The following is a 15,847-nucleotide window of genomic DNA, read 5'->3' as shown; positions in this document are numbered from 1 at the left end:
GCGCCGCGATAACAAAGCTAAACTCGCCCATTTGACATAATTTAAATCCCGCAGCCCACGCATCTTCTTTTGGCACCCCGAATAAACCGCCTGCGAGCCGAATAATAATAATTTTAATGAGCAACATGCCCACCAATCCAAGCAATGCCCAATGCCACTGAGCCACTAAGTCTGAAAGATTGAGCCGCATGCCGATGGTTATAAAAAACAGTCCCATCAAAATATCCCGAAACGGCCTGATATCCGCTTCGAGCTGATATTTATACTGGCTTTCACCCAGCATCATGCCGGCTAAAAAGGCCCCTAATGCCATTGATAATCCAAAGGAATAGGTCAGGCCTGCCGCCATTAAAGCCACTAAGATGGTGGTTAGTACGAACAATTCATCGGTACGGGTTTGCGCGACCTCGGTAAAGACTCGCGGCAGTATCCATTTGCCCACAGACATAAGAATAATCACCACAGCAACACCTTTTACAATGGCCAGCGCAATCGCCATACTTAAGCTTTGCCCACCGTCCACAGCCAACAACGGAACCACAATCAGCAAGGGCACGACCGCAAGATCTTGAAACAACAAAATACTGACCGCCATTTGCGCGCGAGAGGTGTTTAAAATCCCCATATCATTGGTTTGCTTAATCACGATAGCAGTAGATGACAGCGCCACTATGCTGCCGACAATAATGGCCGCCGGCAATGCTAGCCCCAACATTAGGCTTATTCCCATAAACGCCACTGTGGTGAGCAACATTTGCCCTAACCCCACGCCGAATACCATCTGGCGCATGGCGATCATTTTGGGTAACGAGAACTCCAGCCCTAAGGAGAAAAGCAGAAACACCACGCCTAGTTCAGCAAAGGTTTGCATGTCTTCAGGGTGTTCAAATAAGGCAAGTAAATCAGGACCGGCAAGGATGCCGCAGTATAAATAGGCCAAAATAGGCGGCAAATTTATGCGTTTAAACAACCATACGCTGGCGACAGCCACCGCCATCAATATTAATATATTTGCAAAAATCCCATGCATTACAAGGGTTACCGCCTGTTATCTGACTCAATTCCGTTTTAAGGCACGAATACTGCTTAATTAAGGGGTATTCGTAATCAGTGCGCTATTTCTAGCAAGTTCGCCAATTTTTTGGCAGGAGTAAGTGGTGGAACAACTTAATCAACTTTATGAACAGCATGTCGGTGAAAATGTGTTTAATCCGGGCCATTATGCCCCCGTATTAAATCAACATGAGCTCAGTACGTTCTTTCAAAAATGGTTAACCACGATCGATCTAACCGTTCTTGGAGCGCTATTTTTCGAGCAACTACAAAATACGTTACCCCTGTGTGGCTTAAAAATCCAGTGTAATCACAGTGACTTTCACTATGGCGACTTGAGCACGAGTAAACACAGCAAACACCTAGCTGTGCGCCAAGACGATGATCAAATCGCCATGCATCACTATGCATTTACCCGTACCTTGATCGTACGTGAATGGCAAATTTTGCAACAGCTACACATGCTGTTCAAAAACCCGTTAAAAAATGGCCTCGAATACGAGCGCATAAAACTAGTCGCCACCCGGGATAATCTGACCGCTTTGGGTAATCGCCGCAGTTTTAACGACACTATGCATCGCTTATTTAGTCATGCCAAGCGCCAACCGAGTCAATTTGCCCTGCTCGTTATTGACCTAGATAAATTTAAACAGGTAAATGACCAGTTTGGTCACACTCAAGGTGACAAGATACTCGTTGCCTGTGCTGAGACAATTTCAAGTTGTTTGCGCGACACAGACTTTGCCTTTCGATTTGGTGGTGACGAGTTCTGTTGTTTATTAACCGACACTTGTATCGAGTCCTGTCAGCAAATTACTCAGCGTATCCAACACGCATTCACAAACCACAGTTTATTAGCGCCGCATAATATTAGTTGCAGCATTGGCAGTGCCATTTACCAAGTTGATGACACAGAGCATAGCCTTTTCATGCGTGCAGATGCAGCTATGTATCGCAATAAAAAATAAGCTACCAGCCCCTGCACTAACTAACCCATTCTGATTAAAAGCCTTGTGTACAAAGGACACAAGTTCACTTTATGAATATTCATCTATAGTCGAATAATGATTGAGCTTGTCCATAGTTCATTATAACGTTGTGGTCATAATAAAAAACTGCGTACGTACACGAGTAGATGGATTAAGTGTGATTAAGATACCCCCTCAGCCACCTATTAATGAACTGAACGTATTAGTTATTGATGGCCAATCATTAGTACAAGACACGATTAAGTCTGCCTTTATGCAACTGGGCATCGAATATGTTCGATGTGCGCAAAACGCCTTTTACGCTCTGCGTCTATGTGAGCATATTAGTTTCGATATTATTCTGGTCGCTTTCGATGTTCGCAGTGATAAAGATGGGTTTAATCTACTTGAAGAAATGCGTTTTAAAGGCTTTATTGCCAAAACCACCAGTGTCATTTTCCTCAGTGCAGATACTTCAGCCGAGCTAGTCAATTGTGTTATCGAGCTACAACCAGATGATTTTTGGGTAAAACCCTTAGATAACTCCCGTGTTATTCAGCGCATTAATCATATTTTGAAGATCAAAAATAAGCTCTATCGCCTCAATTATTGCTTTGATCAAGAAGAGTATCCCAGTGCAATATATCTTGCTCAGCGCCAACTGGAAGACGAATCACTCGTTCAATATCGCCCGCAAATTAATCGCATGATCGGCCGGTGTTTGTTCAATCTGCAAGAATACGCTGATGCAGAAACATTTTACCGCCAATTACTCTCCCAATACGATTATGGCTGGGTAGCAGTGGGCCTGGTCAGAACGCTACTAAAACAAGGTAAGACGAAACAAGCACAAACCCTTGCAGATGGACTGCTTGAACGTGACGACACCCGCTTTGCGACCTATGACACGCTAACTGAATTTTATATTGAAAAGGAAGACTACGAGAAGGGTTACGCATTAATAAAAGAAGCCAGCAAACTCGCACCGCGCAACATTGAACGCCACCGAAAAGCATGGGACCTGGCCCGCCTCAATCATGATCCAATGGGACAATATCTGGCGACCCAGAGTATGGCTAAATATGCTAAAAATTCTATCCATGATCGCCCTGAATTAGCGCTAAATGTTATTCGAGCAGGGATAGATCTCGCGGCGACGGTATCTGCCACCCAGTCCAAAAACTTACTGGCGGAAATAGAGCGAAAGCTGGCTATAGTTGAGCAAGAATACGCCTCTGTCAGTGACTTTAACAGTCAATTGACCGTCATTCGAGCCCGCTTGTTATCGCTGCAAGACAATAAAAAACAAGCAGAAGAGTTGATGCAAAATCAATCTCAAGTAAACAGCTGGCATTCCATTGAAGACAACTTAGACAAAGTCAAAGCGTTACATGAAGTTGGTCAACGGGAACAAGCGGTCTCTATATTGGAGCGCATGAAAGAACAAATCGGTGATAACAGATTTACCAGTCAAGTCATGGCCGAATACATAGACCAAGAACACCATGAACGTAGTGAAATCCATCATTCGCCAAAAGAACTGGCAGAAATGGCCTCGGTACATTATAAAAACAAGCGTTACGCCCCTGCATATAAAATGCTCACTCAGGCATTACAATTGGCGCCCAAAAATCCTAATATCGGGTTAAGTTTACTCAAAGTGCTTGCTAGGCTAGCCCAAGACGAGGGCTTGAATGAAGAACAGCAAAGTGGGCTGAAACACTGTAAAGCGCTGTTAAAAACAGCTGAGCTCAGCGCCCAACAAAAGCTCAAACAAGCGCAATATGTTGAAGCCATCAATCAACACCATAGCGTCAGACGTTAACCAGACTAAGATGCTCACCTCAGTAAGCAATAAACAAATCGACCAGATACTGGCATGCTATGATGATTGTCAGTAATCAATATGTTTTGCATAACACTTGGTAAAGCCGGATCTAATATGACAATAATATCCCACACTGCAGCGTTAGAAATGCTGTTAGCCGTTGTCGATCATGGTGGTTTTAGCGCCGCAGCTAAGTATCTTGATGTGCAAGTTGCCAAAGTTTCACGAGCTATTGCTAAATTAGAGAAAAATCTGGATTGCACCTTACTCAATCGCACTACGCGCCGTGTAGAATTGACCCAAGAAGGCATTTTATTTGTCAGCGAAGTACGAGCAAGTTTTCAGCAATTAAGCTATGCAGAATCTCGACTACGAGAGTTAAAGCAGGTACCCGCAGGTCGCTTAACCATCGACGCTGCATCACCTTTTATGCTTCATCAATTGGTGCCTTTAGTGGCTGGTTTTCGTCAAGCATATCCACTGATTGAATTAGAACTGATCTCCAATGAAAGCATTATTGATCTAATTGAAAAGCGCACGGATGTGGCCATTCGTATTGGCCAGCTGCATGATTCGAACTTGCATGCGCGGCTATTAGGCAATAGCAAATTGCGCTTGGTTGCCAGCCCTGCGTATTTGGCCACGTTGACCGGTCCCGTTACGTTCGACTCGCTTGCCGATTGCAGTATCATTGGCTTTGCACAATCACCGCAATTAAACATTTGGCCGTTGAACCACCTCCAGTTTGATTTAAAACCCAACGTACTCGCCAGTAGCGGTGAAACCATGCGTCAGTTATGTCTATCTGGCAATGGCATAGCGCTACTGTCAGACTTTATGATTACCCAAGATCTTTACGCAGGACGATTAGTGGAAGTATTAGCCGGCGAAGTTAACAGCCCGCACCCTAGGGAGCGTGTCAATGCGGTATATTATAAAAACAGCACTCTGTCTTCCCGTATCACTGCGTTCTTAGATTATATACAGAACAAACTAAAGCTTTAACCCCAACCTGTTATATTCATATTTCAGTCAATTCAAGCGCCTTAATGCTTATCGAAAAAATCCTTATTACGGATGTATTTATGCATGTAGTGATAAGAAATAGGTGAAACAAGCCAACTCGTGAGCGTTTTGTATAAACGGACCGACGGACGAATATTTTCGTATATACGTTCGTTATGCAGCCACAGGTTACGTCCCACGTGAACGAAGATCCCAGGTAAAGGTGGCAAGAAAGTTATAATGTCTAAATCGCAACAAATGCGATACGTTCTGCGATGCAAAAGATAATGTTTATTAAAGCTACGAAATCCAGTCGAGGGTTGACCAAATGTCACCACACGGCGTACAGGCGAGTCAAACCGGCGCGCTAACCAATCAGCAGTCAGAATGGCCATGGCACCGCCGGATGAGTGTCCAGTTAAACTGACGCGTTTTCCTTGGGCGATAAGGGGAGCAAGCACTCGTTCAATTTGTTGATAAATACTGACAGCTTCATCTGCAGATTTAGGCCCTGCTATTTTTTGATTAAGCAGTCGATCGTAACCATAATGGATATAATAAACTGTCTTGCCGAAGCGTTTACGTTTCGGCAAACAACATACATTCGTCAACCAATCACTTAACACCTGCGAGCCACGAAACACCACTATCACTTCTTTTTTGTTGTCATGCCACAATATTCGAACAACCACGTGTCCCTGACGATTTTTTATCGCCACGTGGCCATTATCTGCAAAGCCCAGCTCAACATGATCGAAGATTTTTGGGTACGCTAGTTTACACAGTACAGCGTAACGTTCGTATTGGTAGCGTTTGAGTTTTTTCAATCAAAGGGGAACGGTAGTGACACTATACTTGCAGGCTACCCTTGTTTGATTACACATCTGTGACTAAATAGATAATGATGGGATTAAATGTTAGCTGGGCAGCTGCTTGATTGATAACATAAATAATGACGTGTGACTTGTTCATCAGACACGTATATTTGCGCATCAACGGTGGACTTAGCAAGATGTAGTTGCCCTTTAATCAGCAGGCCAATAACCTCATCGTGTTGGCAAATCATGCCGATAGTCCCGCGTTCCCACGGTGGAATTCGCCACAGTTTGAACCATTGTTTCAGCGGCTTTGAGTGCGCAGTGCCGGCTGGCGTAAAACGACGGGCGTAACCGCCAAAAGCGATACTCACAGGATTTTGATGGATATTATTCACCAGCAAAAATTGTTCATCTCGCTCTAGTGTTACCTCAGCGGCCAAAACAAAGCGCCCCAGAAATAACGGCAGCTCAAGCGGCTTAGTCACACTCAGTAAAAGCTGGCAGGGGGATAACTCGTCAGTTAGCCCCAGGACATATAAAACATTATCAAAACGACGTAGTTGCCAATTCTGCCAACGAATAATGGGGTTGGCGTCCTCGCTGGCTTCTAACAACTCAGGAGATACCTGCGCCAATACTGCCTGACTGGGACTTAAAATGCCTTGTTCAGACAACCATAGACGCACGACTTGCGCGCGCCATGGCTCAGAGAGCTTCAATAATCCACTGATACATAAGCCGTGACGCTGTCTGCGCAGGGGTTGCAGTTTGTCTAATGTGGCTTCCTCTAACAACATTTGTTGCTGGGCACATAGCTGGGCACTGCGAGACACTGATTGGGCAATCTGTGGCCAACGTTTCTGTAGTAGTGGATTAATTTTATGGCGTATAAAGTTACGCTCAAAATCCGTATTCAGATTCGAGTCGTCTTCTTGCCAATGAAGCTTATGCTCATCTGCATACGCTTGAATTCGTGCTTGACTGATGTCCAGTAAAGGTCGGAAAAAATGTACCTGCTGGGGATTGTCTAAACTTTTTGGGTGTGTGGAAAATCGCACCATACCACTGAGCCCCTTTGGCCCCGCCCCACGCTTTAACTGCAATAATACCGTTTCTAATTGATCGTCTTGATGCTGGGCGAGCATCACAATGCTATCCGTTGGCGCCAATTCAATTAATTTAGCGTAACGTGCGTCCCGCGCTTGTGCTTCAAGGCCTTTGCCTTTGTCTACATCGACGGTGACTTTAGCACCTTGAAATTGGATATTGAGCGCGTCACACACAACAGCACAATGTTGATGCCAGTCTTTTGCTTTGGGGCTTAATCCGTGATCAATATAAATCGCGCTTAATGTGAACGTTTCAGGCTGCTGCTTTCGTAACTGCCATAACCCATGTAGCAGGACATGGGAGTCAATGCCCGCACTATAGGCGACCACCACATTTGTCGGAAATGAATTGTGTCGAGCGAGCTCAGAAAGTTGCTCTTGTAAATGAAGTATTAGGGACATATTAATCAAGGTTACGCTTTAAGCGTCGGCTCAAACGCACAAACTGCGAATGAACCAAACGTACACCGCCTGCAAATCAGGCAGCTAAATCAAGGACTAACAGTAACCAAAAGACATAAGGCGCTCGTAGCGTTGCTCAAGTAAATCTTCCACCGACAAGCTTTTTAATTGCGCTAACTGCTGCTTCAACGTTGCTTTTAAATTAGCTGCAGCTATGTCGTGATCACGATGAGCACCACCGAGAGGCTCTTCAACAATACTATTAATCAGCCCTAACTCTTTGATTTGACCAGCGGCGACACCCATTGCTTCTGCAGCAAGTGGTGCCTTATCAGCACTTTTCCAAAGAATAGAAGCACAACCTTCAGGTGAAATAACGGAATAGGTACTGTATTGCAACATATTAACACGGTCGCCCACACCTATAGCCAATGCACCGCCTGAGCCACCTTCACCGATAACCGTACAGATGATGGGCACTTTAAGGCCAGCCATAACCTTTAGGTTACGCGCAATCGCTTCACTTTGTCCGCGCTCTTCTGCACCCACGCCTGGATAAGCACCCGGTGTATCGATAAACGTAATAATCGGTAAATTAAAGCGTTCTGCCATTTGCATTAAGCGTAGTGCTTTACGGTAACCTTCAGGTTTTGGCATACCAAAGTTACGTTTGATTTTTTCTTTGGTGTCTCGGCCTTTTTGATGGCCAATCACCATAATCGGTTGCTCATCTAACAAAGCTAAGCCGCCGATAATTGCTTTGTCATCGGCAAATGCACGATCACCCGCTAATTCATCGAATTCGCTGAAAAGACGTGGGATATAGTCCAATGTGTATGGCCGCATTGGGTGACGAGCAAGTTGCGAGACCTGCCAGGCCCCAAGATCTGCAAAGATCTTCTTGCTCATTTCCGCGCTTTTTTCACGTAGTTTTGTGATTTCTTCTTCGATACTAATATCGAATTCACCGCCTTGATTAACCGAACGCAACCCTTCAATCTTCGCTTCAAGATCGGCGATTGGTTTTTCGAAATCCAAAAAATTCAAGCTCATTCCACACCTAATTTGTTTATTCGTGAACAGATTTTTTATCTGTCAAAATCAATGAAACACCAGCTCTACATGCTCTTTACCGAACTGTTGCTGTAATTCAAATAATAACTGATCCTCAGGAGTAACATACCACTGAGCACCTAACGCTAAAGTAACCTCTGCATCCGGATGCACAATATTGGCTTGTACCGGACAGCTGCCGCCTTGATAAGGCGCTAATATTGCCTGCAGTTTAGCGAGAGTTGATGCATTACACCAGCTCGAATCGAATTGCATACTCAACCATTTAGCGTTCTTTTCTCTTGCCTGAACTATGTCCATGGCATCTCGGGCGCCTATTGTATTGCCCCCAGAAAATTCATCAAAGCTGACCTGTCCACTTACCACCAATATTCGGTCAGATTGCAGTATTTCCTCGTATTGTTCAAACAAATCGGGGAAAAAACGTACATCTATCCTAGCACTTTTATCGTCTAAGGTAACGATACCCCATCGACGCCCGCGCTTATTGGTCATCACTCGCACACCCAGCACTAATCCCACCGCATATGAAATTTGGTCTTTGTGGGTAGGCTTCAGATCCACCAGGCGTCCAGTACAATAATGTTTTATCTCTTGTGCGTATTGATTAATCGGGTGTCCGGTTAAGTACAAACCTAAAGTCACTTTTTCGCCGTCTAACCAGATTTTTTCAGGCCATTGGGGAACCTTTACAAACGCTTGCTCTACCTGTTCAGGCTCAGTTGTGAGCAAACCAAACATATCACTTTGCCCGTGAGACTCCGCTTTGGCGTGTTGATCGGCCGCCGCAATCGCTTCAGGTAACGTCGCCATAATAGAGGCCCGGTGCGGTCCAAGTGTATCTAAAGCTCCGGCATAAACGAGCTTTTCAAGCACACGCTTATTGATGCGCTTAGTATCAACCTTGGCGCAGAAGTCGAATAAGTCGCTAAATTGTTCATGATTTTCTCTGGCTTCGATAATTGCTGCAATCGGCCCCTCGCCTACGCCTTTAATGGCACCAATGCCATAAACAATGCGTCCTTCGCTATCCACGGTAAATTTATAACTACCTGCGTTAACATCAGGGGGTAACAAGGTAATGCCCATACGCTGGCATTCATCTACCAAGGTAACAATTTTGTCTGTGTTGTCCATATCTGCTGACATAACCGCAGCCATAAATTCAGCGGGATAATGGGTTTTTAACCACAATGTTTGATACGACACCAACGCATAAGCAGCCGAGTGAGACTTGTTAAACCCGTATCCAGCGAACTTTTCCACCAGATCGAATATTTTGATCGCCAGCTCAGGGTCAATATTATTGTCTTTCGCGCCCGTCTCAAAGGACTCGCGCTGTTTGGCCATTTCTTCAGGTTTTTTCTTACCCATAGCTCGGCGCAGCAAATCCGCGCCACCTAAGCTGTATCCAGACATCTCCTGGGCTATTTGCATAACTTGTTCTTGATACAAAATAATGCCGTAGGTCGGCTCAAGAATTTCTTTTAGGCACTCATGTTGATACGTCGCATCTGGATAGGAAATCGCTTCGCGGCCGTGTTTACGGTCGATAAAGTTATCTACCATGCCTGATTGCAAGGGGCCTGGTCTAAACAAAGCCACCAACGCGATAATATCTTCAAAGGAATCGGGACGTAAGCGCTTAATCAGATCCTTCATACCGCGGGACTCTAGCTGGAAAACCGCTGTGGTTTCTGAGCGCTGCAATAGCTTAAAACACTTCTTGTCATCCATCGGAATAGCCAAGATGTCGATATCGACTCCTTTACCACTGGAGATCATATCGATTGCCCACTGAATAATCGTCAGTGTACGCAAACCCAAGAAATCGAATTTTACCAAACCAGCGGTTTCAACGTCATTTTTATCAAACTGCGTAACTGGGTTTTTTCCTTCGTCATCGCAATATAATGGCGCAAAATCGGTAATTTTATTTGGCGCGATAACCACACCACCGGCATGTTTACCGGCGTTACGCGTCACACCTTCAAGAATACGCGCCATGTCGATGAGATCTTTAACTTCTTCATCATAAGCGTATAACTCAGGTAGTCTGGGCTCTTCTTCAAATGCTTTGGTCAGCGTCATGCCCGGAGTCGGCGGAATCAATTTGGAAATACGATCAACAAATCCGTAGGGGTGACCTAAAACACGGCCGACATCACGTACAACGGCTTTGGCCGCCATAGTACCGAAGGTGATGATTTGCGATACCGCATCACGTCCATACAGTTCGGCAACGTGATCAATAACTTCATCACGTCTGTCCATACAGAAATCGACATCGAAGTCTGGCATGGAGACCCGTTCTGGATTCAAGAATCGCTCGAAGAGTAAATCGAACTCCAGCGGGTCCAAATCAGTGATACCCAATGCGTAAGCGACTAACGAGCCGGCACCAGACCCTCGACCAGGGCCGACAGGTATGCCGTTATCTTTACTCCATTGAATAAACTCCATTACGATCAAGAAGTAACCTGGGAATCCCATTTGGTTGATTACAACCAATTCGATCTTTAATCGCTCATCGTATTCAGGACGATTAGCAAGGCGCTCTTCCTCGTCTGGAAATAAAAACGCGAGACGTTTTTCAAGGCCTTCTTCCGACACTTTAACCAGGAAGTCCGCTATGGTCATATCGCCTGTAGGGAAGTCAGGCAAAAAGTAAGTACCCAATAATACGGATACGTTACAACGCTTGGCAATTTCAACGGTGTTTTCAATTGCTTGAGGTATATCAGCAAATAGCTCACACATTTCCTCACTGGTGCGCATGTACTGCTGCTCACTGTACAATTTTGGGCGACGGGGATCATTTAAGGTGTATCCATCATGGATCGCCACGCGAATTTCATGGGCTTCAAAGTTTTCAGGGGAAATAAAACAGACTTCATTGGTCGCGACAACGGGCAAGTCATGCTCCCCTGCCCACTCGACTGCACGGTGGATATAGTCTTCTTCACCTAATCGCCCTGTTCGAGTCAATTCCAAATAAAAACGATCAGGGAAATGCTGCTGATAAAACTGAGTCGCTTTTTCGGCCAGTGGCACGTTTCCTTTGGTCAGGTATACGCCTAAATCGCCCATACGCCCACCAGATAGTACAATTACCCCCTCACTGTGCTCGATCAACCAATCTTGCTCGATGACAGCTCTATCCTGCACGCTGCCGCGCAAATAGGCTTTAGAGATGAGTAAGGTAATATTTTTATAACCTTTGTTATTTGCCGCTAATAACGTCAGGCGAAAAACGTGACCTTCCAATGCTTCAGATTGCACCCAAAAATCGGTGCCGATAATCGGTTTGATGCCATTGGAGTGTGCCTGTTCATAGAACTTAACCAAACCACACATATTCATTTGGTCAGTTAGCGCAACGGCAGGCATATTTAAAGATTTCACATGAGAAATCAGAGGTTTGACTTTATTCAAACCGTCCAGCATCGAATAGTCACTATGAACTCTTAGATGTATAAATTTACAATCAGACATTTAATTTCCTGCCAATTGCCCGTCACGCTGCATTAATGATAATTGCACGGGTTTAAAGCTCATTCGATATTCAGCTAATGGCCCAAACTCGGCGAGTTTTTCTAGATGGGCTTTTGTGGGGTACCCCTTATGCTGAGCAAAACCGTACTGCGGATGTAATTCATGTAATGCGCTCATCTCGGCATCTCTGGTCACCTTGGCAATAATAGATGCTGCGGATATCTCGGCAAACAAACTATCACCTTTGACAACCGCTTCACATGGATAACTCCAGTTGGGACAGCGGTTACCGTCGACACGCACAAAATGCGGTTGTGTCTTTAGACTTTCAACCGCCCGAGACATAGCCAGCATAGTGGCGTGTAATATATTCAGTTCGTCTATTTCTTTAGGTGATGCTCTGCCTACGCTAACGGCCAAGGCGTTATGCATAATCAAATCAAATAAAGCTAAACGTTTTTTTTCGGATAATTTTTTGGAATCCGCCAAACCGCCAATGGGCTTAGCAGGGTCAAGAATAACAGCGGCTGTCACCACGTCACCTACCAAGGGTCCACGACCCACTTCATCGACCCCCGCGATTAACTGAGTCATTTACGCGCTCTCTTGTGTTGTTTCAATTAACGACAGCACCGCTTGAGCTGCTTGGGCATCAGCATCTTGTTTAAGCAAGACGTGCAATTCGGTGAAGCGTGCAATCAGCGGCGCTTTGTCATCTTCACTTTGCTCAAAATACGGCAATAAATTAGCCACGATAGTCTCAGGATTGACGTCTTCCTGAAGGAGTTCAGGCACCAGCTTTTCATCGGCGAGAATATTTGGTAAAGCAAAATACTTGGCAATGTATAACCATTTCATCATTTGATGGGTTAGCCACTTTAAACGATATGCAACGACCATAGGGCGCTTACAGAGCATTGCCTCTAACGTCGCTGTACCTGAAGCAAGTAACACAGCATCTGATGCAATCATCACTTCTCGGGCATGCCCTATCACAATACGATAATTTACATTGACTAGATGTTCCCGCATGTAATCTTCGACTTGCCGTTTTCGCTGTTGATTTACCACAGGGATCAACACGCACAAGCCCGTTACTTGGTCAGCAAGTAACTCAGCGCTACGCATAAAGACATCCAGTAGCATAGTGACTTCACTGTGACGACTTCCAGGCAACAACGCTAACACCTTCTCATCACTCGGCACTTTTAAAGCACGTCTAGCTGCGCTTCTATCAGGAATGAGTTCGATGCCATCCGCCATGGTATGTCCCACAAACCGGCAGGGAATATTATGTTTATCGTAGACCTGTTTCTCAAATGGAAACAAACTCAAAACGAGATCTGTTGCCTTGGCGATTTTAAATACCCGTTTTTCTCGCCAAGCCCACACGGTTGGACTGACGTAATGTACGGTTTTAATACCAGCTTTTTTAAGAGGGAGTTCTAGGCGTAAATTAAAATCTGGAGCGTCCACACCAATAAATACATCGGGGGGATTAGCGATAAAATGTTGATACAGGCTTTTACGTACGAACAAAAGGCGTCGAATACGTGACAAAACTTCCACTAAGCCCATTACCGACAATTCTTCCATATCGAAAATGGTGGTGCAGCCTTGGGCTTGCATGCGAGGTCCGGCAATGCCTTCAAATACAGCATTCGGATATTGATCTTTGATACTGCGAATTAACCCAGCGGCTAATATATCGCCGGAGATTTCCCCGGCAACGATCCCGACTCTAATGACTTTTTCGCTCATGGTTTAGCGCACAATACCTCGTGAAGAGGTCGCCACAAAATCAGCCATAATCTTAACTTCTGGTGTCGTAGCCGCCATTTCATTCATAAGCTCAACCGCTTCATCAGCACGATGGCCATTGCGATACAGTACTTTGTAAGCACGGCGTAGTTGCATGATCACTTCTTTGTCAAAGCCTCGACGTTTCAAACCTTCACTGTTAATACCGTGAGGGGTGCTTTTATCACCGCCGATCATGACATAAGGTGGTACATCACGTAATACAATTGCACCACCGGCGACAAAGCTATGGGAGCCGATATGACAGAACTGATGAAAAGCGGTCATGCCGCCAAGAATAACGTGATCGCCAACATGTACGTGACCTGCCAACGTTGCATTGTTGGCTAGAATACTGTTGTCGCCTATTACGCAATCATGGGCCACATGGGCATAAGCCATAAATAGATTATTAGAACCGATTTGGGTTAAGGCTTTGTCTTGGGCTGTACCGCGATGCACAGTGACAGATTCACGGAATACGTTGTTATCACCCACGATAAGACGAGTCGGTTCGCCAGCATATTTTTTATCCTGACAATCTTCGCCGATAGAACCAAATTGGAAAAATCGATTATTTTTACCGATTGTAGTGTGGCCTTTTACCACCACATGCGACTCGAGTACCGTACCCGCACCAATTTCAACATTGGCATCAACCAAGCAGTACGGTCCGATTTTCACATCCTCAGCGATAATCGCTGAGGGATGAATAATAGCTGTAGAATGTATCACGTTAGAGTTTCCGCATTGCGCACATAAATTCGGCTTCGCAAACTGTTTTTCCATCGACACTGCCTATGCCATGAAACTTCCAAATACCTCGACGTTCTTTAATTAATCGAACATCCATATCCAGACGATCCCCAGGCACAACGGGTTGCTTAAAGCGCGCCTTATCAATGCCTGCGTATAAATACAAATCGTCGCTGTTACCTGCTGTTTTAAAGCCTAGCACACCCGCAGCTTGTGCTAATGCTTCTAAAATTAATACCCCAGGGAAAATAGGTTTACCAGGAAAATGCCCAGTAAAACAGGGCTCATTAAAGGTAATGTTTTTATATGCCGTAATCGATTCACCTAACGTATAGTTGGTAACACGATCAAGCAATAAAAATGGGTAACGGTGGGGTAAAAGCTCAAGAATTTCTTCAATTCCAAGCTCATTGATATTATTAACCAACAGGTTATCTCCTCAATTAAGTCGCCCAATTGGCGGGGCGACTTATTTTAAATGCGATTTTTCGAGTGCTTTGACACGCTGATTGAGGGTGCTAAGATTACGCAACGCCACGCCATTTTTTCGCCACTCTCGGTTTTCAGTAGCAGGCATACCGGAAGAGTATACGCCCGGTTTGTTTATGGATTTAGTCACCATACTCATACCGGTAATATACACGTTATCACAAATTTCCATATGCCCATTAATTCCCACCAAACCACCAACCGTACAATGACGACCGATAGTGGTGCTACCAGCGACGACAGTGCATCCAGCAATAGCGGTATTTTCACCGATAACCACGTTATGCGCAATTTGGCACTGGTTATCAATAATAACACCATTACTGATGATCGTGTCATCTAGTGCACCGCGATCAATAGTGCTACTGGCGCCGATTTCAACACGATCTCCTAATACGACCGTACCTAGTTGGGGAATTTTCACCCAACGACCTTTGTCATTCGCATAACCAAAGCCGTCGGCGCCGATCACCGTAGCCGATTGAATCAAACAATCCTGACCCAGTACCACTCGATGATACAAAGTCACATTGGCCCATAATTTAGTATTGGCACCGACAATGGCATCTTTACCAATAAAACAACCAGGACCAATTTGCACGTTATCTGCAAGCTTAACACCCGATTCAATTACAGCATGGGGCCCAATACTGACATTTTTTCCCAATTCAACATTATCGGCAATTACCGCTAAAGGCGATATGCCGTCTGCTGAGCGTGGAGTAGAGTCAAGTAGTTGTGCCGCCAGTGCAAACCCAACATAGGGGTTGTCCATCACTAATGCTGAGCATTGACAATGCGATAAATCTTCGGATTTTAAAATAACGGCCTGAGCGGCCGTTTTTTCAAGTTGGCTACGATACCGACTATTAGACAAAAATGAAATCTGACCATTGCCCGCTGACGCCAAAGTCGACAGTGAATGGATTTGGGTATCAGCGCTATCACTATCAGCTAGGTGAAGCGAGGCGCCAATTTTATCAGCTAATTGCTGTAAGCTAACGGTTTGATTCAAAGTCAGGCCTATTTATCAATCTAACGTCCCTAGGG

13 protein-coding genes are annotated in these 15,847 nt (G+C 45.0%); 3 read left to right on the top strand and 10 right to left on the bottom strand.

What is annotated here, in order from left to right:
- Window positions 1–1,030: cation:proton antiporter domain-containing protein (locus tag GPLA_RS13125; protein ID WP_040514727.1), on the bottom strand; the 1,030-nt coding region annotated here is incomplete at its 3' end.
- 127 nt (window positions 1,031–1,157) lie between these two features.
- Here GPLA_RS13125 and GPLA_RS13120 point away from each other — a divergent pair.
- The 3 genes from GPLA_RS13120 to GPLA_RS13110 all read left to right on the top strand — a co-directional run bounded on the left by GPLA_RS13120 (window position 1,158) and on the right by GPLA_RS13110 (window position 4,854).
- Window positions 1,158–2,021 (top strand): GGDEF domain-containing protein, encoded by an 864-nt coding sequence (locus GPLA_RS13120; RefSeq protein WP_007105408.1) that lies wholly within the window; start codon window positions 1,158–1,160, stop codon window positions 2,019–2,021.
- 178 nt (window positions 2,022–2,199) lie between these two features.
- A complete protein-coding gene (locus GPLA_RS13115; protein WP_007105407.1) occupies window positions 2,200–3,846 on the top strand; it encodes a response regulator in 1,647 nt (548 codons plus the stop codon).
- Window positions 3,847–3,963: 117 nt separating this feature from the next.
- A complete protein-coding gene (locus GPLA_RS13110) occupies window positions 3,964–4,854 on the top strand; it encodes a LysR family transcriptional regulator (RefSeq protein ID WP_007105405.1) in 891 nt (296 codons plus the stop codon).
- Window positions 4,855–4,895: 41 nt separating this feature from the next.
- On the opposite strand, the gene GPLA_RS13105 is transcribed toward GPLA_RS13110, so the two are convergent.
- The 9 genes from GPLA_RS13105 to lpxD form a co-directional block, all read right to left on the bottom strand.
- A complete protein-coding gene (locus GPLA_RS13105) occupies window positions 4,896–5,681 on the bottom strand; it encodes a lipase family protein (protein WP_007105404.1) in 786 nt (261 codons plus the stop codon).
- Between the two features lie 83 nt (window positions 5,682–5,764).
- The gene (gene tilS / locus GPLA_RS13100; protein WP_007105403.1) at window positions 5,765–7,183 is read right to left on the bottom strand and encodes a tRNA lysidine(34) synthetase TilS; all 1,419 of its coding nucleotides are present in this window, start codon (window positions 7,181–7,183) and stop codon (window positions 5,765–5,767) included.
- Window positions 7,184–7,279: 96 nt separating this feature from the next.
- The gene (gene accA, locus GPLA_RS13095) at window positions 7,280–8,236 is read right to left on the bottom strand and encodes an acetyl-CoA carboxylase carboxyl transferase subunit alpha (RefSeq protein WP_007105402.1); all 957 of its coding nucleotides are present in this window, start codon (window positions 8,234–8,236) and stop codon (window positions 7,280–7,282) included.
- 48 nt (window positions 8,237–8,284) lie between these two features.
- The gene (gene dnaE / locus GPLA_RS13090; RefSeq protein WP_051997676.1) at window positions 8,285–11,752 is read right to left on the bottom strand and encodes a DNA polymerase III subunit alpha; all 3,468 of its coding nucleotides are present in this window, start codon (window positions 11,750–11,752) and stop codon (window positions 8,285–8,287) included.
- Entirely contained in the window at window positions 11,753–12,346 is a 594-nt protein-coding gene (gene rnhB / locus GPLA_RS13085; protein WP_007105400.1) for a ribonuclease HII, read from the bottom strand. It lies immediately after the preceding gene.
- Window positions 12,347–13,513: a lipid-A-disaccharide synthase gene (gene lpxB / locus GPLA_RS13080; RefSeq protein WP_007105399.1), complete on the bottom strand. Its 1,167-nt coding sequence runs from the start codon at window positions 13,511–13,513 to the stop codon at window positions 12,347–12,349.
- Between the two features lie 3 nt (window positions 13,514–13,516).
- A complete protein-coding gene (gene lpxA / locus GPLA_RS13075) occupies window positions 13,517–14,287 on the bottom strand; it encodes an acyl-ACP--UDP-N-acetylglucosamine O-acyltransferase (protein ID WP_007105398.1) in 771 nt (256 codons plus the stop codon).
- 1 nt (window position 14,288) lies between these two features.
- Window positions 14,289–14,735: a 3-hydroxyacyl-ACP dehydratase FabZ gene (fabZ, locus tag GPLA_RS13070; RefSeq protein ID WP_007105397.1), complete on the bottom strand. Its 447-nt coding sequence runs from the start codon at window positions 14,733–14,735 to the stop codon at window positions 14,289–14,291.
- A 42-nt stretch (window positions 14,736–14,777) separates the two neighbouring features.
- Window positions 14,778–15,812: a UDP-3-O-(3-hydroxymyristoyl)glucosamine N-acyltransferase gene (lpxD, locus tag GPLA_RS13065; RefSeq protein WP_007105396.1), complete on the bottom strand. Its 1,035-nt coding sequence runs from the start codon at window positions 15,810–15,812 to the stop codon at window positions 14,778–14,780.
- Between the last annotated feature and the right edge of the window lie 35 nt (window positions 15,813–15,847).

The organism is Paraglaciecola polaris LMG 21857 (genome assembly GCF_000315055.1).
In the GTDB taxonomy this organism is placed as follows: domain Bacteria; phylum Pseudomonadota; class Gammaproteobacteria; order Enterobacterales; family Alteromonadaceae; genus Paraglaciecola; species Paraglaciecola polaris.
This window is presented reverse-complemented; position numbering and strand designations above follow the sequence as displayed.